The sequence below is a fragment of the Bremerella volcania genome, assembly GCF_007748115.1.
Taxonomy (GTDB): Bacteria; Planctomycetota; Planctomycetia; order Pirellulales; family Pirellulaceae; genus Bremerella; species Bremerella volcania.
Genome location: NZ_CP036289.1, coordinates 1,278,057 through 1,299,725, shown reverse-complemented (window position 1 = coordinate 1,299,725; position 21,669 = coordinate 1,278,057). Strand labels below are relative to the sequence as shown.

Annotated in this window: 15 protein-coding genes and 1 tRNA gene; 10 read left to right on the top strand and 6 right to left on the bottom strand. The window is 56.8% G+C overall.

Annotated features, from left to right (window positions below):
* Positions 1 to 359: 359 nt before the first annotated feature.
* Positions 360 to 1,658: a tyrosine-type recombinase/integrase gene (locus Pan97_RS27125; protein ID WP_391529985.1), complete on the top strand. Its 1,299-nt coding sequence runs from the start codon at positions 360 to 362 to the stop codon at positions 1,656 to 1,658.
* Here the strand turns inward: Pan97_RS27125 and Pan97_RS05145 are convergent.
* Both Pan97_RS05145 and Pan97_RS05140 read right to left on the bottom strand, forming a co-directional pair.
* Positions 1,621 to 1,693 (bottom strand) — tRNA-Glu (locus Pan97_RS05145). The genes Pan97_RS27125 and Pan97_RS05145 overlap by 38 nt on opposite strands.
* Positions 1,694 to 1,888: 195 nt before the next feature.
* Complete coding sequence (locus Pan97_RS05140) at positions 1,889 to 2,920, bottom strand: bile acid:sodium symporter family protein (RefSeq protein WP_165698620.1); 1,032 nt, start codon at positions 2,918 to 2,920, stop codon at positions 1,889 to 1,891.
* Between the two features lie 209 nt (positions 2,921 to 3,129).
* On the opposite strand from Pan97_RS05140, the gene aroC reads away from it, so the two are divergent.
* The 4 genes from aroC (at position 3,130) to Pan97_RS05120 (ending at position 6,232) form a co-directional block, all read left to right on the top strand.
* Positions 3,130 to 4,275 carry a chorismate synthase gene (gene aroC / locus Pan97_RS05135; protein WP_144971062.1) on the top strand — a complete coding sequence of 382 codons (1,146 nt, stop codon included), beginning with the start codon at positions 3,130 to 3,132 and terminating at the stop codon, positions 4,273 to 4,275.
* A 45-nt stretch (positions 4,276 to 4,320) separates the two neighbouring features.
* Positions 4,321 to 5,544, top strand: a complete 1,224-nt coding sequence (locus Pan97_RS05130; protein WP_144971061.1) for a hypothetical protein — start codon at positions 4,321 to 4,323, stop codon at positions 5,542 to 5,544.
* A gap of 62 nt (positions 5,545 to 5,606) precedes the next feature.
* A complete protein-coding gene (locus Pan97_RS05125) occupies positions 5,607 to 5,855 on the top strand; it encodes a ribbon-helix-helix domain-containing protein (protein ID WP_144971060.1) in 249 nt (82 codons plus the stop codon).
* Positions 5,852 to 6,232, top strand: coding sequence for a type II toxin-antitoxin system RelE/ParE family toxin (locus tag Pan97_RS05120; protein WP_144971059.1), 381 nt, complete (start codon positions 5,852 to 5,854; stop codon positions 6,230 to 6,232). Before Pan97_RS05125 ends, Pan97_RS05120 begins: the two co-directional genes overlap by 4 nt.
* A 15-nt stretch (positions 6,233 to 6,247) precedes the next feature.
* Here Pan97_RS05120 and Pan97_RS05115 read toward each other — a convergent pair whose 3' ends face one another.
* The 4 genes from Pan97_RS05115 to Pan97_RS05100 form a co-directional block, all read right to left on the bottom strand.
* Positions 6,248 to 9,370 (bottom strand): cytochrome c biogenesis protein, encoded by a 3,123-nt coding sequence (locus Pan97_RS05115; protein WP_165698619.1) that lies wholly within the window; start codon positions 9,368 to 9,370, stop codon positions 6,248 to 6,250.
* Positions 9,371 to 9,387: 17 nt separating this feature from the next.
* Positions 9,388 to 12,510, bottom strand: coding sequence for a hypothetical protein (locus Pan97_RS05110; RefSeq protein ID WP_144971057.1), 3,123 nt, complete (start codon positions 12,508 to 12,510; stop codon positions 9,388 to 9,390).
* Positions 12,511 to 12,944: 434 nt separating this feature from the next.
* The gene (locus Pan97_RS05105) at positions 12,945 to 14,318 is read right to left on the bottom strand and encodes a helix-turn-helix domain-containing protein (RefSeq protein WP_144971056.1); all 1,374 of its coding nucleotides are present in this window, start codon (positions 14,316 to 14,318) and stop codon (positions 12,945 to 12,947) included.
* 55 nt (positions 14,319 to 14,373) lie between these two features.
* A complete protein-coding gene (locus tag Pan97_RS05100; RefSeq protein ID WP_144971055.1) occupies positions 14,374 to 14,712 on the bottom strand; it encodes a hypothetical protein in 339 nt (112 codons plus the stop codon).
* Between the two features lie 641 nt (positions 14,713 to 15,353).
* On the opposite strand from Pan97_RS05100, the gene Pan97_RS05095 reads away from it, so the two are divergent.
* The 5 genes from Pan97_RS05095 (at position 15,354) to Pan97_RS05075 (ending at position 21,567) form a co-directional block, all read left to right on the top strand.
* Entirely contained in the window at positions 15,354 to 16,682 is a 1,329-nt protein-coding gene (locus Pan97_RS05095; protein WP_165698618.1) for a MotA/TolQ/ExbB proton channel family protein, read from the top strand.
* Positions 16,679 to 18,340, top strand: coding sequence for a coiled-coil domain-containing protein (locus Pan97_RS05090; protein ID WP_144971053.1), 1,662 nt, complete (start codon positions 16,679 to 16,681; stop codon positions 18,338 to 18,340). Before Pan97_RS05095 ends, Pan97_RS05090 begins: the two co-directional genes overlap by 4 nt.
* Positions 18,337 to 19,407, top strand: a complete 1,071-nt coding sequence (locus Pan97_RS05085; RefSeq protein ID WP_144971052.1) for a hypothetical protein — start codon at positions 18,337 to 18,339, stop codon at positions 19,405 to 19,407. Before Pan97_RS05090 ends, Pan97_RS05085 begins: the two co-directional genes overlap by 4 nt.
* 85 nt (positions 19,408 to 19,492) lie before the next feature.
* The gene (bioA, locus tag Pan97_RS05080) at positions 19,493 to 20,848 is read left to right on the top strand and encodes an adenosylmethionine--8-amino-7-oxononanoate transaminase (protein WP_144971051.1); all 1,356 of its coding nucleotides are present in this window, start codon (positions 19,493 to 19,495) and stop codon (positions 20,846 to 20,848) included.
* Positions 20,845 to 21,567: a type 1 glutamine amidotransferase gene (locus Pan97_RS05075; RefSeq protein ID WP_144971050.1), complete on the top strand. Its 723-nt coding sequence runs from the start codon at positions 20,845 to 20,847 to the stop codon at positions 21,565 to 21,567. The genes bioA and Pan97_RS05075 overlap by 4 nt, the downstream gene beginning before the upstream one ends.
* The last annotated feature ends 102 nt before the right edge of the window (positions 21,568 to 21,669 follow it).

Sequence of the window (21,669 nt, the reverse complement as noted above, 5' to 3'; positions counted from 1 at the left end):
ACCGCAATTTCATTCTTGCCGCAAAGCCAGATCCTACGCTTGAGATGATTCACCTAGGTGTGATTGCGGATTGTCCGATTTAGACAAATCTCAGTTCGTGCCAAATCAAGTGGGCATGGTTCTTCGACGCAAGAATCCCTCTTTCGAATCGAGCGATCCCAGTACGGTTGCGACCAAATCAGGGAGAGCCAGACGCAAGTCAATCATCGATAATAAGGTCTACCCAAACCATGCAGAACTTCGACAGTGTGGAACACCGACGCTTCCGCACATCCGTAGCCCGAAAGTCTTAATAGTCATTGCCAAACAAAAAACAAGAGTGCTTACCAATCCACGCAAAAGAGGAGAAAAAGGGAAACATGGCCTCGCTACAAAAGAGAAAGAGCTCGAACGGAAAATGGTTGTATCGAATTCAAATTAACTACCAAGACGACATTAGACCAACCAAGTCGCTTGGAAGAATTAGTGAACGAGACGCCAATGAAATTAAGGGGCACGTTGACCATTTGACGGATGCTGCGAAGTACAATACGACTCCGCCGGCCAAAACACTTGACTGGCTAGAGACCGAGGCCACGAACGACCTCGTAAATTTTCTCGCAAGATGGGGATTCTGTAGTCCTCGTGAGCGATCCACACTTGATGAGTTCATTAGCAACTACATCAAAAGCCGACAGGATGCGAGTGCAAACACAATCCGCAACTTCGAGAATAGCCGAAAGAAACTTGTCGACTACTTTCAAGCCGACCGTCAACTAGATCAGATCAATAACGGAGATGCTAATGAATGGAGACAGTCGCTAGTAAACCAAGGCCTCAGCGATGCGACGATCAGCAAAGCTGTCAAGCATGCCAAACAGTTCTTCCGCTTGGCCAAAGACAAGGGGCTCGTGCGTTGTAATCCGTTTCATCACTTGCGTGCTGGCGGGGAAGAAAACGCCTCGCGAAAGCGATTCGTAAAGCGAACTACTGTCGACTTGGCAATCGAGAACGCCCCTGACATCCAATGGAAATTGATTATTGCCCTGGCCCGATACGGTGGGCTGCGGTGCCCCAGCGAGATCCTGGAACTCAAATGGTCGGACATCGACTGGGAAAATCGCCGCATCATGGTCTCATCACCCAAAACCAAACGTCAGGGTAAGCCGTTCCGAGAAATACCACTATTTCCCGAACTACGTCCGCTGCTCGAGCATGCTACTCACCTCGCCCCTGAAAGCGCCACATTCGTAATTACCAAGTATCGTCAACGGAATTCAAATTTGCGAAGCCAGTTCAAGCGAATACTCAAACGAGCTGGAATCGGCCCTTGGGAACGACTCTTCCAAAACCTGCGAGCGTCACGTCAGACGGAATTGGCAAAATACCTGCCATCACATGTCGTGTGCGCCTGGATGGGCAACTCAGAAACAGTGGGTAGCAAGCACTATCTACAAGTAACCGACGATGACTACGAGCGTGCGTTAGGTGCTATTTCAGGTGCACATGTCAAAGAATCGGTGCAAAAAGCTACGTTGCAGCGTACTGCAGGAAAGTGCGACGAATCGCTTGAAAGCCAAACACCGGAAAGAGATACGACCGAAGTCGCTGGCCCGCTTGGGTTTAGCAAGACGGGCCTAGTACCCCCTAGGGGAGTCGAACCCCTGTTTTCGGGCTGAGAACCCGACGTCCTGGGCCACTAGACGAAGGGGGCATGGTGGGTGCTGTCTTGGGGAAGTATCGGTTTGGGATGATCGTATTCATCAGCCAAGGGTGATCTTCAAAGACTTAATCAAGTTATAACGGTTTTTCCTTCGTGTCTAGGCCCCGCCGCTCGGCAAAAATCGCGTGTCCGGAAAAGCCGGTTGAGAGTGGGACACGGCAACGCAGGCGAGGTTCAACGAGTGGATTAATCTCCTTCGATCAGCGGCTCTTCAGGATGGGCTTTCTCAAATGCGGCCGCCATGTAGCGGTCGGCGACTGCGGTGTCTAAGAAAAGCTGCCCGACGTGGAAGGCCACCATTGGCAGGATCGCCAGTGGGTTCGCCGTGTAGAACTCGGAGGCAATCGCCAGGCCGATCATGAGGGTCTTCTGGCTGCCGGCAAACGCGATGGCAATTTCTTCGCTGCGTGGAAAATGAAGCTGCTTCGCAGCGCCAATACCCAGTAGTAAGGCCGACAGATGGATCCCCAGCACCAGCACGATCATCACGGCAAACGAGATTAACGTCGGCATCTGGTCGGTCGGCAGGCTACGTAGTTTGAGGCCGCAACTGATGCAGCCCAGCAAAACCATGCAAAGCACGCCCATTTGGGCCACGATTCCTAGTTGAAACTTGTTGCGTGTCGCCCAGTTGCCGGCCTTCGGAATCAGACGAGCCAGTTGGCCGAAAGCCATGGGTAGCACGACCAAAAGAAAAAGCTTCGTCATCATCTCGGCCAGGGATAGCCCTTTGCCGTCAGGACTCGCCCAAATGGTGATGGTGATGTGACTTCCGGTCGTCCACAGCAGCCAGAACGGCGTAATCAGGAAGCACAGCGAGTTGGTCACGATCGTGACGATCAAGGCAATCGAGTCGTTCCCCCCTGCCCTGCGGGTCCATACGGCAGCCGAAGCCAACGTACAAGGAATGGCCGCCATCAGGTTGATTCCAATGGCGAAGTCCCCTGAAGAGAGCAACGATGCCGCCCAGGCAAACAGAGGCAAGATGCCAGCGTTGATCAGCGTCGCCAAGATCGCGGCGGCTGGACGCCGAATCGCGCCGTGCAGATCACCAAATGCCAGCGGAAAGGCCATCAGGAACAGAACGGTCACCACGATCCCATTTCGCAGCACTTGCATGTCGGGAAGCTGCCGCAGCGGCTCGGAGAAGGCAAACCCTACGATCACCACTGCTAGCAGGCCGGCGAGGAACCAATGTCGTCTCAAAAGTGATCGCACGAAAGCCTCGCTTTCCGGTTCCAAAGAGGGGGGGGTTAGCGGCCAGACTCTTTTACCTAACCGATCTATCTGCCGATCGGGGTTGCGGTTAGAATCGAAGATCGGTTTGCACTTAACCTCGGTACCTGGGGAAGTGAACCCGAACTGCGGCGCTGGAATCGAAGCGACCGCCGGGCACTGGCTCAGGACCAAAGTCTTTATTTTGCATAATGTTGCGTTATTGGACAGCGGGCGAATCCCACGGAAAAACCCTTCTTGCCATGATCGACGGCTTTCCGGCCGGGCTGGCAATTGACGAGGAACCCATCAACCGCGAGCTTGCTCGGCGTCAGGGAGGATATGGCCGTGGCGGACGACAGCGGATCGAGACCGATAAGGTCGAAGTGATGACCGGCATCTGGAAAGGTCTGACGTTGGGTAGTCCCATCGCCCTGCAAGTGATCAATCGCGACTACAAGCTGGAACGCCTGGAAGACCTGCCGCGTCCCCGACCTGGTCACGGCGACCTTACCGGCGCGATCAAGTTCCTCGGTCCGATCCGGGCCATCCTCGAGCGTGCCAGTGCTCGCGAGACCGCCGTTCGCGTTGCCGCAGGTGCGTTGGCGAAACAACTTCTGGCCGAATTCAGCATTCAGGTTTACGGTTTCGTCGACGAACTTGGTGGCGTTGCCATCGATCGCCCTGAAAACGTAGACGACGTCGATGCGATGATCGCCAAACGGGACGAGAGCATCATCTACTCGCTAAATCCAGAACAAGATCCTCAGTTCAAAGAACTGATCGACAAGACCGGCAAAGCAGGCGACACGTTGGGGGGGATTGTCGAAGTTCGCGTCGTTGGGGCTCCGTTTGGGCTAGGCACTCACGCACAGTGGGAACGCAAGCTCGACGGCAAGTTGGCCCAAGCGGTCATGGCCGTGCAAGCGATCAAAGGGGTTGAGATCGGCATGGGATTCGAGGCCGCACGTTTGCCGGGGTCTCAGGTTCACGATCCGATTCATTACGACCCGATGGAGCAGGAATCGACCAACCTCGGCTATACCCGGCCAACCAACAACGCCGGCGGGCTGGAAGCAGGCATGACCAACGGTCAGACGATCGTCGTACGAGCCGCGAAGAAGCCGATCAGCACGCTTCGCAAACCGCTGGAATCGGTCAACCTGGAAACCAAAGAAGCGGATGCGGCTTCCTACGAACGAAGCGACGTATGTGCCGTCTCGGCGGCAAGTGTGATCGTTGAAAGTGTCGTGGCGTTTGAGATCGCCACGGCCCTGGTCGACAAATTCGGTGGCGACAGCCTCGAAGAAATGAAGGCCCGTTACCAACTGTTCATGGACATGGCTCGGAAGCGTTAATCCGCGGCCATCACTTACCAGGCACGCCAAGCAAGGATGTTCGGCATGCATGAATCTACGAGACGCCTGCTCTGTCGGGTCGCGTTCCTGTTGGGATGCGTCGTACCGACGATCTGCACCCTCTCGTGGATTACGTACCGGCAGTCTTCCTGGTCAATCGCGGCGGTTGAAGACCAACTCTCGGAAACGATCGGCCTGAAGTGTCGCATCTCGAAGTACTACAACCCGAAGCCGACCAAGTGGGTCTTCGAGGACGTTCGTCTCGAACGGGCCGGCAGCGACGCGGTCGTCTTCCCGGCCCTCAAAGCGGAACTGGTCGATAGCACCTGGCAGCTCTCGGCCGATGAAGTGGAAGTCGACTGGGCCTCGCGACATCGCCTGTGGGAAACGCTGCAGGAAGGCGTGCTTTTGCAGCGTACTGACGGCAAGCGTCTGCAACTGAACGTGGCGCAGGTGCGTTTTCGCGACGGGGTGCTTCCATCACTGCAGAAGTTGGAAGTGAAACACGATCCCCAGCAGCAGCCCGCTCTTACCAGTTCCGTATTGGTCGGCGACTCACTGAGCCCACCTCCGTTGATGGCCAGCGTCGACACTTCCGATCCGGAGCATTGGCAGGTTCAACTGGCGACCACCGAGCAGCCGATCCCCACGCACCCCTTGCGTGCCGCGCTGCCTCGACTGGCAGGGCTGGGTGTCGATGCCACCTTCATGGGGCAGATTACGTTCGACCTGAATTACGCTTCATCCAACGTGGAAATGGCAGGCGTATTTCGGCAGATCGATTTGCAGTCTGCCTTGGCGACCAATTACCAGCATGGGGCCGGCGGAGCGGAACTGCACGTCAAACGGCTGGTCGTTCGCGACGATACCTTGCAGGAAGCATTCGGCGGAATCTTCTCTCGCAACGGGCAGCTATCGCGACGCCTTCTCGATCGGGCAGCCCAGCATTTGAACGTTCAAGTAATTCCGCCTAGCCGCAATCAAGACCTGATTGCCTATCACGAGATGGCCATCGGTTTTCGCCTGGATCATGGACGGATGACCCTGACCGGCTTGTGCGATAACATGCCGGCCGGAACGATGCTGGCCGGCCTGGAACACCCGCTAGTTTACGAGAGCCCGGTGAGCATTCTACCGGCCACCAATCTGGCCAGCGTCTTTTACGACAACTACTCGCCAACGGTGCCGGCCTCGCAGCCTTCGGTGGACCTGGCACGGTGGCTTACGGCCCCGATGATTGCGGAGCGGCCGAATGGTTCGATGCGGTAACCATGGCAAATATTGACACTATTTGCCATCACCCTATAGTGTAGGTATAGGAGAATTGAACCATGGCTAGTTCACTAAATCTTTCTTTGACCGATGAATTGCGCGCGTTCATCGATGAAAACTCGGGAGATGGAACTTTGTATTCCACTCCCAGCGAGTTCGTTCGCGACGTCCTCAGGCAGCGAAAACTGGAGATGGAAGCAGAGAGAATTCGCGGAGCCATCATCTCCGGCTACGAAGATGCCATTGCCGGTCGGACCTACGAGTACGAAGGGAACCTGAAGGCTCTTCTGAAGAAAGCCAAGAAGTGAGCCGACGGGCAAAAGCAAAGATCACTTTTACGCAGCAGGCGGCAGACGACCTGAACGAAATTTACGAATACTCCATTGAGAGATGGAGCAAACGAACGGCCGACAAATACATCTCCGATATTGACGCGGCCGTTCAACGCATCCAAGACAACCCGGACCTGCTTGTCGAACTACCTGATCTTCACGTAGCACTACGGTTCTACCACCTCAACAAGCACATCTTAATCTGTGACGTGGACGGTACATCAATCGTTGTGCTAACGGTCGCTTCGACTTATCGTGACATCCCTAGATTGTTGGCATATCTACAGCCGAGACTTGGTCAGGAAGTAGACATCTTGCATAAGCGTGCTCGGCATCCGAAACGTACGAAGTAAAGGGCCGTTGCTCCCCTACTTCGTATCGACCAAATCCTCTTCTTCCGAGGCTTCACTCTCGTTGGTCAGGTCATCCTTGATGACCACTTCCTCGACCTCGTTTTCATCGACGACGGAAAGCTTCGAGAGTTGGAACCTGAGGGCGACGAATCCCAGGGCGACCCAGTTGGCGGCGACGAAGCCCATCACCATGATTTCGCTTCCCTTGCCACCGCTGCCGTACGAGTGCAGACCAACAGCATCGCCCCCTTTGAACAGCGGCAACAGGAAGTTCACCCCGTACCAGCTGCCGACAATCGCCGAGAAGCCGATGATCGTTCCCACGACCAGGCCGAAATTGTTGAACCAACCGGCGAAGCGAGCGTGCAGGATGGCCACGTAAATCAGCAGCGTCACCAAGGCCCAGACTTCTTTCGGATCCCAGCCCCAGAACCGGCCCCAGGAAACGTCCGCCCAGATACCACCCAGGATCGTCCCGGTGGCCAGCAGCAGCACGGCGACTTGGATGGCACGATAACAATGCTGACCAAGCGTGAAGCACTCTTCCGGCGGACGGTAGCTCATCTGAGGGCTATGCGAATGAGCCGGGGCGAGTCCTGCGTTGAGCGGACTGGCGACCACCGGAGCACGATACCGTCCGAACATGTAATACCCCAGCGCCAGCCAACCCAGTCCCCATGCCAAGATGCCAGCCCCGTAGCTGGCCACGATCGTGAGCACGTGGATCGTCAGCCAAACGTTCGACCGCAGCACCGGCTGCAGCGGCGAAAACTCGGTATTCAGCACGCGGGATGACCCAGTGTCCACGATCGGAGCGATCGAAGCCACACAAAGCAAAAACGTTCCACAGGCCGATGCCGCCAGGCCGTAGTAATTACGGTGGTAGGTCTTCTCGAACTTATCATTCAGCTGCGTATCGATCGACCAATCGTATCCACAGAAGAATGGCAGTGCGACGGTGGCAATCAATAGCCGCGGGATATACCAGACGCTCAACCCAAGCACCAGCAATTTGACGAACAAAAAGATCGATGCGTAGATAACGCCGTGCGCTGCCATCTGCTCGCCGAAGTCGGTCAGATTGATGATCGGACGGTTCCCATCGTAAACCGGACGCATCGTCATGAACTGAATCATGGCGAGCATCAGCGGAACACGAATCAAGAGTGAAACCCAGTTCATCACGCTCCACACGCCGGTCGAGAACATTTGTTTCTGGCCTGGTTCCAGTTGCGACTGTTCCCAAGTAAATGGGGCGGCTGTCGCACGCCAGGCCGCTAAGCGACCGCGATCGATCAGGGGCAGCACCAGGAACATCAGTCCCAGGCTACACACAACCCACGGCACGAAAATCACCGTTTCGTACATGTTGGTCACGGGAGCCCAGCCGGTCACGACCACTCGCATATAGAAGCCGTAGGTCGACCAGATCAAACCAAAGATCAGGAACACCATTCCCATCCAGAACATCGGTTTCCGCATGACGGCAAAGGCCAATGCGAAGCCGATCGTCGCAATGAACGTGAAAACCCAGGCATACATGAACGGGTCCATCGTGTTGTAACGGACCTCGGTAGCAATCCGGTAACTATTGGCCGCCGGGTAAGCGGTGTAGGCCAGAATGCCGGAATCTTTCTCGTTGCTACCGATCGTCTCTTCGATCACGGCCACGCGCTGCTGCGTATCCTGATCCCCCAGACGCTGCAGGCTCTCGGCCAGCTTTTGCATCGCTGGGCGAACGTCCCCGCCACTCAGGTAGGCATCTTTGGCGGCATTCCAGTTGGAACGCACGGCATTGATCAACCCCATGTCGTAACCGGCCAGCACGGCGTCCGAACCGTAGAGAACGGTCGTCAAACCAAGCCACGGCTGCGAGAGATCGCTCGGATCACGCGACTTGCTGAGGGCGTACGGATTGAGCGAAGGAACGATCTGCAAGTGATTGCCGCCGCGATCCATCGACGTCGATGCCGTCAAAGCAGCCGCGTTGGCATTCTCGTACAGTGCCAGATGGATCTCGAGCGCGTTGTGCTCTAACTGACGAACGCGAACCAGCATCGACTGAAACATCGGCTTGATGTTGTTGTACTCTTCGTCGGTGAGCGTGATGCTGTCGTTGACGTTGTCCCGCTGTTCTTCCAGGATGTCCCCCAAGGACTTGGCCGCGGCCTGGAACTCTTGCACGACAGGTTCAGTCTCTTCCGGGGTCGGAGCGAATTCTGGTTTGAGTGGTTCATCAGCCGGCGAGTTCAGGACCGACATCGGTTCCATGTAGGCAGCCGACGACAACTCGTGCAGGTCGCGATACGAATCGATCAATCGCTTCGAGGCGACGCTTAGAGGATGCTCACCGCCAAACTGCTGCAGGGTTTGCAATTGGCTGTTGAGCGTGCGTTCCTCGCCTGAGTTCGGATCGCCAAACAGGATTTTACCAGCGGCATAGACCTGCCCGATGAAACGATCTCGCTCGCCTGGTGAGGGTAGTGGATTGGTCGAAACGACGTCCTGGCGTGGGTCGAGCGACACCTCGCGGAAGACGGCATACCGGAACAGCAGCTCGCGCCAGATATGGGCATCCATGGCGGTCTCTTCCAAGTCCCCCTTGGCGGCCTGTTCCTGACGGCGTTTTTCCATATCCTTCAGGTACTCGCGCAACTTTTGGGACGTCGCGATGTCATGCGGCGAGACGAAGTTCAGCTTCATGCTGTTGTGGCCGTTGATCGGAAAACCGAGTTCTTCCCGCACGTCTTCACGACCAAGATAGATAAAGGGAACGCGTTCCCACTTTTCAGGACGCACGGTCCACTCGTACACCAGTTCGCTTGGCGTGAACTTACGCAACTCGCCATCGGGGAAGATCTCGAGCGCGTCCTTGAACTCGGGCTTCTGAAGTTCTTCGGCGGTGTAATAGTCGGTCAGGTTGAACTTGGGCTTCGACTTGTTGTACTCGGTGATCTTTTGCACCACCTGCCGCGCGTAGCCATCCATCGGCTTGACGCGTCCGTGGTGATAAACGGGGATCTCGCGCCAGATATCGTCGGGGAAGGCCTCGTCCGCACGGCCGCTGCCTGCAGCGATGTGCATGCCACACAGTACCAGTGCGAAGGTCCAAGTCGTGCGAAAAATTCCGCTGTTCATGTTGTACCTAGTCATTATCACGAAACCACTTCTGTCTGAATCTTCGCCGGATGAGCCTTGGCTCGGGCCTGCGGGTCAGACGATCGTTTAGTTTTGAAGAAATAGGCCCGCATGTAGAACATGCAAGCGATGCCCCCGATTACGAACAAACAGCCCCAATAACGCAGTGCCGTTCCAGGATCGTAGTTCACGGAGAAGACCGATTTATAGACTTCCGAATCGTTGCTGCGCTGCGGGACGAACTCGCGATACTGGGGCGTTCCGGCCAGGTAAGGGCCTTCGAACGATTCCTGGAAAATACGCAGGTCGCGGCCACCAGCCGGTTCGGTGAAGTCGTCCGGCGCGTTCATCGTAATCCAAACGTCCCGCTTCAAGAGAGCCGTCTGCGTAAAGAGCAAGTCGCCGGAAGCGGGATCGATCGCCAGCCCGTCCGGCTTGGCCATCAGTTCATCGTGCAGCGTCTGGGGTTCTTTGCTCTTGCCTTCGAGATCGATCACACGGATGACCGTGTTGATCTCCTGCGGTTTGCTACGGTCGAGCGAAGGATCGCCCAGGTGCTTGCGAGCATTGGGATCGATACCATTGGGCGTATCGTCACTCCAATACAAAAGCCCCTTGTCGCTCACCACCAGGCTATTGGGGTGACCATCCTTCGAGTAGGTGTAAACATACGCCACACGCGGCTCTTCCAGTGACGACTGACCGATCGCATCGTTCAGTGCGTCGGTAAAGTACAGCTTCTTCTTCGCCGGATAGAGAGCCACGTCGGTAACCAGCCCTGCACCGGTGAGCCAGTTGGCTTCCATTTCGCTTCCATCGGTCTTCACGCGACCGACCGACTTGCCGGCCGGGTTGCCGAAATAGGCCCAGCCGCCCGCCGAATCGACCGCCAGACCGCGTGGTGCCCGGTCGAACATGGCAATCGGCTTGGGGCTTCCGCCGACCAAATCGGCCTGCATCAGAACATCAACGTCCGAACGCGCCAAACGACTCGACTGCTTGGCCAGCCACCAAAGCTTGTTGCCGGTGGTATCGACCACCAGGTTTCGCGGACTCTTACCGGCCCGGGTCACGATCTCCGAAGCTGGCTCTTCCGGCTTGCTCAGATCCTTAACCAGGATCTTCTGACCACTGTCGGTATCATCGATCCAATAGAGCATCGTGCCGCCCATCCCGAGTGAAGTCGGATTACGGGCCTCGGCGATTTCCAGATGCTCGACCTCGTCGCTGCCAACCAACGAGGCCATGATGTACCGGTCGTGCTGCCGATCGATGTATTGCACGTCGCTCGAGTAGTGCGACGGTTGCGAGGTGCCAGGGTCGAGACGACGCTCGAATTGATCGAGATGAATGCGGAAACCAATGGGATACGACTTGATCGGCATCGAAAGCTTCACTTCGCGATCGCCTACCTTCAGCGTATGCAGCGTTGAACCGTCGTCGAGCCCGACGTCGGGTTCGTTCATGTGGGCTCGCAGCCAGAAGACTTCCGATTTGTCGTCGAGCGTCAGACGCACTTTCACCGCGGGCGTATTGCCCATCGGCCCGGAAACACCAAACGCAACTGGAATGGGCTGAGCCTTGGGCTCGTTGGCCGCGACCAGGCTCTTCACATACATGCGAAGCGTGGCAAACGGCATCTTGAACGCATCGACCGCGTCGACTTCCGTCGCGTTGTCCTTCAGTTCTCCCGAAGCCACAACCGTCTTACGATTCCAATAGCGATAGAAGACGCGTTTCGATTCTGGTGCAGCCTCATCTTTGGCTCCTTCGGCCACCCCTTGAATGAGATCGATCCGCGAGCCCCCTTCGCCGCCGCGCATCAGTTCGGCCGTCGATTTCTCGCCGAAGTCATACCAGAAGTGACCATAAACATCGGACGCAAAGCCCTGCATGTTCATCTGCGGCATGTTGGCCAGCAGCGTGAGTTGGTCGACCTTCTGGTCGCCGTCCAGAATATCGATCACCACGGTTGGGTTGCGCGGTTCGGCTCCTTCTGCTTCGGGCACTTCCACCCAGGAGAACTCTTGACCGTTCGCCTGGTCGAGCTGAGCGGTTGGGTAGTAGGCTTTGACTTGATACTTCAGCTTCGATTCTTCGATGGGCTGCGGATCTTTCTCCAACTGCTCCTTCACGTCGATCACGGTCGTCTTGCCGTCGAGGTACAAAATGGCCTGGCCGTTCTCGCCGATTGTACCCTCTTCCGGCACGCACTTGAGGAACGCCTCGGTGGCGGCGCGACTGCCGGCCATATGAAACGTCATGTTGCCACCGCCGCTGCGCTGGCTATCACCGATGCCGAACTTATATTTCGGCTGCTGTGTGGCTTTAAAGACCGACAACCGAATGGGCACCCACTGCTCGCCGACGGCCTTCATCGTCCCGTCTTCGGCGCGCTCGGTCGTCTTGGGCATGCTCATCATTAACTGCACGGTGGGCGTATTGTCCCACCAATTGCAGTCGGCATAGTAATCGAGGACTTCCAGCTTCACGCCATTGTGGTTGTACATCACGTTGCCGGCGCGATTCCGCATCGTGATGTAGAACACCGGCTTGAACCACTTGGCCAGGTCAGGCTCGGCGACCTTCCACTTCGAGAAGCCGTCTTCATAGGCCGACCAATTGAACATGCCAGGCTGAAAGTCGATCATATGCCGTTGAACTTCGCCAGGTTCGGCAAGTGCCATGGGGACCACCTTGGCATCGTTGTCGACTCGCAGATCGAAGTAGTACGAGTTATCGAACGCAAGCTCGGATGAGTCGTGTTCCCAGACATGAACCTGGGCATCGATCCCCTTCGAACGGCTGATCGCTCCGCTCAAGAGCAACATCAACAAGCCGATGTGGGTGATGACGAAGCCGGTTTGGTAACGTTTCCAGGGGTAGCGAATCGCGGCGGCGCAGAAAATGTTGACCGCCAGCAGGGCATAGATCAACCCAAACCACCACGAGCGATACACGTAGAACTGAACCACATCTGTATTGAAGGTGGCTTCCACGAACGTCGCGAAAATCAGCGAAATCGCCATCAGGCTGATCAACACGACGGCCAGGCTCAGCGATGCGGCGAATTCGTAGATATGCAGCAGTAGCCGAACCGGTAGAGGCTGGTCAGGGGAGACAAGTTTCGGTCTTGCCACGAGTTATTCCATGAAGTCGGGAAGCCTAAATCGCCGGGCGGGTAAGGCGGGGTACAGTGGTAACCGAATAGGAAGGAGTTCGGTCCTGAGCCACGCCTTCGACACCACGATCGCGGCTTCGTAGTTCTTGCGGATTTAGGCAGTCGGGAAGCGGGGCCCAACTCCTGTCGCCAATTGGCCTAATTGTCCAACACAGCAACGACTTACGCTTACGCGGTCGCCCACTGTCATAACACTATCCCTATTATAGCGCCCAAGCCCCGATCGGATACATGGTCTTTGGGAACCCGCAACCAGAAGTCGCGATAATTGGTACCGATTTTAGGGCGTGTAATTTGACAGACCGTTAAAGGCAGACGACCAACAACAAAACAGCCGCGTCTCTTTAAGGGAGAAAACGCGGCTGTCGAATGATCGAGTTCGATAATGAATCACTACGAAGGTAGCAGATTCAAAATGCCGTCCATCAGCGTACTTGTGAGGGAATAGGGTTCACTGAAGCTCCACATGTTCCACATCAGGTCGGTCACCATCAGCCCGCATACCAACAGCAGTAGTGCGGTAAATCCGAGACTGAGGACATTCATGAACGAGTAGGGCACCTCGGAAGGTGCTGCTGCCACAGGAGCGGCCGTGGCCATTGTCCCTGTACCGGCCATTACCGAATCGTCGGCTTCCAGACCATCGCTCTCACCCAAGCCGCCGAAGTCGCCCCCTTCCAGGGTCGCGCTTCCGAACAGGCCTGATTCCGAAGACATCGAATCCGAGTCCAACGCAATCACCTGCGACCCGCTATCGTCGTCTTCCAAATCCCCCTCGACAGGCGTCAGCAGGAAGTCGTCTTCCGCGGCACCGCCGGCGACTGCTTCGCTGATCTCGTCATCGTCCGTGCTGTCGGCAACCACTTCCGCTTCGTCGGCGCTGATCAGTTCCAGACCGCTATCGCCCGTCGAAAGCGAGAAGTCGTCGTCATCGGCTTCGGCGGCCAGGCCAACACCGCTGTCGTCATCGACCAGGCTGATTTCGCTCCCGCCGCTTTCACCCTTTGCGGCTGGTTCGTCGGCCAGGCCAAGTTCGCTATCCGAGCCCAGCAGATCCATGCTGCTGTCCTCGTCATCTTCGATATCGAGCGTCAGTTCACCGCTACTGTCGTTATCTTCCAAGCCGATACCGCTGGTACCAAGATCCAGCGATTCGTCTTCCAGCCCCAGGCTCAAGCCGCTGCCTGTCCCTTCGGGATCGGCCGGTTCACCGCCCAGGTCGATGTTCACGTCGCTCCCCTCGTCGTTGAGCGTCAATTCTTCGTCATCATCTTGCAGGCTGAAGTTGTCTTCGTCGCGTGGCTTGTTAATCGACGACCCTTCGAGGATGTCGGAACCTTCGCCGAGGCTCAAACTGCTCAGATTCGATTCGCCGGCAGGGTCAACGCTGCTGCTCGATGCCTCGTCAAAGCCGATATCGCTATCCAGGCTCAACGAACTGTCCGAGTCTTGGCCGATGATGTGGGACGAACCGCTGTCGCCACCTTCGCCGGTATCGGAAATCAGAATGCTGTCCATCGAGCCGGACGAACCTTCGTCCGAATCAGTGACGCCGCTAAGCTCGAATTCCTGACTCTCGCTGTCTCCTCCGCCGAGATCTTCCTCGGCCAGGATGCCACGGGCTTTTTCGAGTTCGTCTTCCTTGAACTTCCAGCTCGATCCATCGCGGAAGGCACGCACCTTGCCGCGCTCGCGCAGATCTTGAATCGTGTCTTCAGATACGCCTAGCTTGGCGGCGAATTCAGAAAGCGGAAGATAGTCGGCCATGATGGCTCCCAAAAGGTCCAACCTAGCGGGAAGCCTTTGACCTTGGACTTCGTCGCTACGATTGGTTGATCAGTGTACGAATCTCACGCGGGCTTGGCGTGCCCCCGTTGAATTCCTCGATGAGTAAATCCCATTGTAAGTTGCGAACGCTTTTCAGGGAAACTTTCCCCGTGTTTCCGTCCACGTGATACACGGCCATGACCCGGGTTTCCGGGTCGACCATGATCATGAGCTGCCCGCCGTCCTCCGCTTTGACCGCATGGACGACCAAGCTACTCGAGACCGGTAGCCCATTATGCTTCTGGGCCAATGCAGACGGAGTACTGCGGAAAAGTTCAACGCTCAGCGTTACCGCGACCATAACAACGATCGCCGAAAGAAGCGACTTCCACATAAATCACCTAGATTACGCGATTTACGGAATCGTTCCTCCAAGACTTATTCTAGAAGCCCAATTCCGAGATGCAACTAATTATCTGATGGTTAGTTAGGGAGATTTAACAGGCAGCGACAACCCCTTTAGGGGGAAGGTCGGTGCAAATCAGCATTTTTCTCCCTAAGAAGCGGCAGTTTATCAGTGCCGAGGAAACCGACAAACATCGATTTCGCGGGGAGAAATGAAGCCTGGCGGCTACCCGAAATTTTTTTGGTCAAGAAAGAACATCGGCCGACGGACAAGTCCGTCGGCCGAACATTCATTTCCCCCCCGGGATTTGATTCGACACGCTTTCGCGCGATTGCATTTCAGCAAGTCCGCCTGTGGGCGGTAGTTATCGAAGCACTGATTGCCTCGACGGTTAAAGTTATCGGCACGCGGGCAATCCCTATTGAAGCTCTTTTGGGGCGAAACTCGAAAAATCTATCGCATTATCGCAACCCTCCATATCTCCCCAGACTAACAGCTACCGAAATCGACTTCCGATTTTGTCTGATTAGTTAGGGGTCGAAATGTCGATTCTAACGATTAACGCGAGTTTCCCTTTTGTTCCGCCCCCTACCCCGGGATGTGCGGTGCCATCGAGAAGGAGTTCGATTGTGCAACAGACGGACGCCCCCAAAATTTCCCAGTCCATCGCCGCAAAGCTGGGTTGGCCGATTCTGATCGGTTCAGCTCTGACGGTCTTGTTCTACGGTGCTATCCATTTTGGCATTATTCCCCATCATCCCCTGCTTCGCTACGTCACCGCTCACCCGGTCGAGTACGTGGAAGTCGCTATGTTTATGGTGGGTGTCGCTGCCTTGCTATTGAAGGCTGGCCAACTGATCGGCGAGTTCCGCTCGCTGAGCCAGGTCGATCTGCCGCCTCAAGAGAACGGCCGCGACAAGATCGAACAGGCCCCGCTTTTACTCGATGCGCTAAAGCAATTGCCGGAGTCATTTCACTCGACACTTTTGTTTCAGCGGCTCTCCAAGGGCTTGCAGCATGTCCATGCCAGCCAGACCGCCTCGAACCTGCAGGATGAACTGAAATACCTGGCCGACATCGATCAAGAAAAGTGCGAACACGACTATTCGATGGTTCGCATCGTGATCTGGGCCACGCCGATGCTGGGCTTTTTGGGTACCGTCATCGGTATCACGCTCGCTCTGGGCAATCTTTCACCGGAAGCCTTGGTCAACGAACCGAAAGTCGCCATGGAAAGCCTGTTGCAAGGGCTGAGCGTGGCGTTCGATACGACGGCGCTCGCTTTAACGCTTTCGATTGGACTGATGTTCGCCCAGTTTGTGCTCGGACGCGTCGAGTCCGAACTGCTTGGCAACGTCGATTCCATCGCGGCAGACGAACTGACCGCACGGTTTGAAACCGAAGGGAGCGCCACCGACCCGAGCGTTCTGGCCGTCAAAAAGATGGCCGAACGAACCATCCAAACGACGCAAGATCTGGTGGTCCGTCAAACCGAGCTTTGGCGAGATACGGTTTCCTCCGCGCATCAACATTGGCAGCGACTCATTTCCACCAGCAGCGAGCAGATGGAAACGGCACTGCACAATGCGTTGACCGAATCGCTCAAAACGCATGCCGATGCGTTCGCCGCTGCCCAGCAGCATACGATTCAACGTTCGGCAGAGCAGCTCAACGGAGTTGTCGATGCGTTGTACCAGGTCAGCTCTTCGATCCATGCCCAGCATGAACAACTGACCGAGCAAGGAACGATTCTGCTGAAGGTGGTCGAAGCGACCGGCGAGGTTGCCAACCTGGAACACTCCCTCAATCGCAACCTGGAAACGCTGGCTGGCAAGCAGCACTTTGAGGAAACGGTCCAAAGCCTGGCCGCGACCATTCACTTGCTCAACTCGCGGATGTCCGGCGGTGGACATACTTCGGTTCAGCTCGATCGCAAGGACAAAGGTCAAGCCGCGTGAGTCGACGTCGTTCAGCACGACATACGGTCGAGATCTCGCTGTTCCCCTTCCTGGCCGTGTTGATCTGCACCATGGGAGCCTTGATTGTGCTCTTCGTGGTGATGGTCCTTCAGGCTCGCACGGAAGCGGTGGCGGTCGAGTTGCCGACACTCTCGGTGCCTGCTCCCGCAGAGCCGGAGCTTCCTGCGCCTGCACCGGAACCGGAGCCGGTGGAAGACTACACCGAGCAGATGAAAGAACTCGAGCAGCTGCGCATCGCACGGCTCAAGCAGTTGGAAGATGCTCGCTTGCAGCTCTCTGGACTGGAAGACCATAGCCACCGGCTGACCGAGAAGATCCGCAAATTGCGGGGCGACATCGCCGTGCTGGAAGGGGAAACCGATAACGTCACCGGAAGTGCCGATGACTTTGAAACCCAGAAGCAGCGTTTGAATCAGCAGATCGCCGAAGCCCAGGCCGAATTGGAGAAGGTTCGCAAAGAGATCGAGGGACGCAAGCCAGCCTATGCCTTGGTTCCTTACGACGGACAGAGCGGAACCCGCCGCCAACCCATCTATATCGAATGCACGGCCGATCGCGTGATCATCCAACCGGAAGGGATCGGCTTGACCGGCAACGACTTCCAGGAACCACTCGGCCCTGGGAACCCATTGGCCGCATCACTGCGGACGATTCGCGAATACCGTCAATCGCAAGGCGTGCCTGGGCAAGGCAATCCTTATCCCCTGCTGATCGTGCGTCCCGGCGGTGCCGAATCGTATGCCGCCGCGCGCGAAGCGTTGAATGGCTGGGACGACGAGTTCGGTTATGAACTGGTCGACGACGATACCCAGCTCGCCTATCCGCCTGCCGATCGCTTTCTGGCCAAGCGTTTGATCGAAACGGTCGAATTGGCTCGACGTCGCAAAATCGCGTTGATCATGGCCGCACCCAAGAAGTACGGCCGGGTCGAAGATCAGTATCTGGCGGCGACACGCAACGGTGGATTCCAAGCCGTCGGTGGTGGCGGTGACGAAGAGGCTTTCCTCGAGAATCGCTTCGTCGAACGTGGCAACGGCACAAGCGAAATGCCAGCGGAAACGTATGGAGGTTCGGGACAAATGGGAACCGGCCGCGCGACCAGTCCGGTCGATGGCACGCAGCCGATGCCTGGCCAACAACAAACCGGCCCCGGCTTCTATCCTCAGCAAGCTCCACCGGAACAGCGCACCGGTGAAGGCAAGCATGGCGCTCAGTACGCTCAGCCCAACGGTCCCGATATGAAGGACGCTTCCGGCGGAACAGGCGGCAACCGCTCGTCTTCCAAGCCAATCGCGGCGACACGTGGTGGGAACTGGGCCTTACCTTCGGCAGGTCCGAAAAACACGGCCATTACACGACCGGTCACGCTGGTCGTGAGCGGAGCGCAAATGACGTTGGTCCAAGAACGGGGTGTGCTTGGCCCCGCGGAAACGGTCCCGGTCAACGGAGACATGGAAGCGGCTGTCGACAAGCTGGTTCGCTTGATTCACACACGCATCGACAGCTGGGGTATGGCCGGCCGCAACTTCTATTGGAAGCCCATCCTACAAGTCACCGTCGAGCCAGGCGGCGAGCCGGTGGTGCGACAGTTGGAAACGCTCTTGTACGGTTCCGGGATCGAGGTGAATCGCAAGTGAGACGTCCAGCCAAAACAACCAGCGCTGATAAAAATGCCCCGTCGCTCGATTCATTTCTCGACGTGGTGACCAACCTGGTCGGGATTCTGATCATCCTGATCATGGTGGTGGGTATCACCGCTCGCGATGCGATCGTGGATGCGGCGATCGGCAAGACGGACGAGCCTGTCAAACCGCCGACGCTATCGATCCCCGCGCCAGAGCCGGAACTCCCGGCACCTCCCAAGCCACAGGGACCGACGCTGGCCGAGCTGAACAGCATGGCCCAGGACGTAGCCTCCATCCAGCAAGAGATCCTGGACGTTCAGCAGCAAGCGAAACTCGCCTTCGAGGAACGCAATCAGTTGCAATTGTTCCTGACTTCCGCGGAAACGACGCTGAACCAAAAGCAGCAAGAGCTTTCCAGCAGCAAACAACAGGAAGTCGCCCAACAGCGCGACCTGCTCCATACGACCTCGCAGCTGGAACAGCTGTACGATCAAATCGAGAGCCTGCGTGACTACCGCCCCGAAGTGAAGGAACTGGCCCACTACCCTACCCCGCTGGCGAAGACGGTATTCGGCCAGGAAGAACACTTCCGCCTGCGGCATGGCCGCATCTCTTACGTTCCGATGGAGCGTCTGGTGGAAGCGATGAAGAACGATGCCCGCAGCCACCTCGATCGGGCTCGCCGAGACGGCAAGGCAGTGGCTCGCATCGGACCAATGAACGGCTACGTCATGCAGTACACGCTCGTCAGTCGGTCGTACGAGATGGAGACGTCGCTTGGCACGGCCACCCGTGGTGGTGTGGAACTGCAGAACTTTACGCTGGAACCAGAAACCGAAGAACTCGGCTTTCCCGTTAATGAAGCGTTGCAACCAGGATCGCGATTCCGAGAAATCATTGCCTCGCTCGATCCGGCCCGGACCACGATCACGATCTGGACCTACCCAGACAGTTACGGCGACTTCCGCAAGGTTCGGGATGATCTGTACGAGATCGGATTCACCACGGCGGCACGACCGCTTCCGGAAGACTACCCAATTGGCGGAAGCCCGCAAGGTTCTCGCTCGTCGTCGCAGTAGCGCGCGGCCAGGCCCCAGCCTGACCTAGATCGCTTCATGCTCTACAATGAGGTCTTTGCCTTGAGACCTCCTTTCTTTTTCGCTTATGACTCCGACCTCGCAGCAGCTACACGACTGGGACAAGCACTACGTCTGGCATGCCTTCACGCAGATGGCATGTTACGAGCCGCTGATCATCGAATCGGCAGAAGGGTGCGAGTTGATCGATACCGAAGGGCGCCGCCTGATCGATGGGGTCAGCAGCATGTGGTGCAATGTCCATGGGCATCGGCATCCGACGATTGACGCTGCAATTCAAACGCAATTGGGTAAGGTGGCGCACGTCACGAACCTTGGATGCTCCAACAGCACCACCATCCAGTTGGCCAAGCGTCTGGCAGAACTAACCCCGGCCGATCTGGATCACGTCTTCTTCTGCAGCGACGGAGCTTCGGCCCTGGAAGTCGCCATCAAGCTGGCCTTTCAATACTGGCATCAGTGTAAGAATCCGAAGCCTCAAAAGACGTCCTACATCGGATTCGAGGACGCCTATCACGGCGACACGATTGGCACGATCAGCGTCGGTGGCGTCGATCGATTCAACGCGGTGTTCCAACCGCTCATGTTTCCCGTTCATCGGCTCCCGATTCCCGATCGCCGCGTGCCGAACAAGGAGACAAGTTGTCAGCATCACTTGCAGATGCTGGAAGAAACGTTGGCCAAGCATCACGAATCGATCGCGGCGGTGGTGATCGAACCGCTGGTCCTCGGAGCGGCAGGCATGATCATGCAGCCGGCAGGTTACCTCAGGGGCGTGCGCGACCTGACGCAAAAGTACGACGTACTGATGATTGCCGATGAAGTGGCGGTCGGCATGGGACGTACCGGAACGATGTTCGGCTGCCAGCAAGAGGACGTCGTGCCCGATATCCTGTGCCTCGGAAAAGGCCTCTCCGGCGGCTACCTTCCCATGAGCGCCGCGATCGCCACGACCGAGATTTGGAATGCGTACCTGGGTGACTTTGCCGCGGCCAAACAGTTGTGCCATGGCCATACCTTCGGTGGTAATCCGTTAAGTGCCGCGGCGGCGATGGCGACCCTGGATGTCTTTGAGCAGGAAGATACGCTGGCACAACTTCCTGCTAAAATCCAGCGCATCGCGCAGCACTTGAGTCGACTCGCCGAGCATCCTCATGTCGGCGATGCGCGGCAGTACGGAATGATCGCGGCGGTCGAACTGGTCAAGAACCACGAGACCGGCGAGCATTTTCCCTGGACCGAGCGACACGGCCACCAAGTTTGCCAATATGCCCTGCAACATGGGCTGTGGATTCGTCCGCTGGGCGACGTGATCGTGATCATGCCACCCCTCGCCGTTTCCATGGAGCAAATCGATACCATGTGCGAAGTCATCGCCCGCGCAGTCGATCACGTCACTTTGAGTAAAGCGTCTCGGCCATGAACGACTATCGTTACCTTTTGATCCAGATTCGCGATTTCGAGGATCCGATTCGTCAGCAAGAGATCGGCTGTTTTGCCGACGCGCTGCGATGCCCCCCAGAGTCGATCACGGTCTTCGATCTGCTATCGACGAGCCTGGATGCCTCGCATCTGGCGGAGGTCGACATGGTTATGATCGGTGGTTCCGGACGTTACAGCGTCACCAGCAGCGCACCATGGATGCAGAAGGCGCTGGTCAGCTTGCAGTATTTGCTCGACAGTGGAAAACCAACGTTTGCGTCGTGCTGGGGATTTCAATCGTTGGCCAGGGCCGCCGGAGGCAAGGTCATTCATGACTTAGAGCACGCCGAACTGGGAACCAGCCTGGTTACGTTGACCGAGGCTGGCAAGCTCGATCCGATATTCTCGCATCTCCCAGAGAGCTTCGAGGCCTACATGGGGCACGAAGACCGCGTGATCGAGTTACCGCCAGGGACGACGCTGTTGGCCTCGACCGAGAGGGTTGCTCAGCAGGCCTTTCGGTTTGACGGACGCCCCGTTTACTGCACGCAGTTCCATCCAGAACTCACGCTGCCAACTCTGATTAGCCGCGTAGAAGCTTACCCGGAATATTGCGAACGTATCGCCAAAGTTCCGTACGACGTTTTTCGTCGGCAGTGCCAAGCGGCCCCGCAATGCGAAACCTTACTCCGGCTCTTCCGTGATCATTTTCTTGACTAAGGCATTCGCCCCCTACTTTAGAGGCTCGCTCTCCAGAGGTTCGCCTGGGATCGCACCAAGCTAGAGTAAGAGGCGCAATCGTTAAAACCGTTAGAACTTATC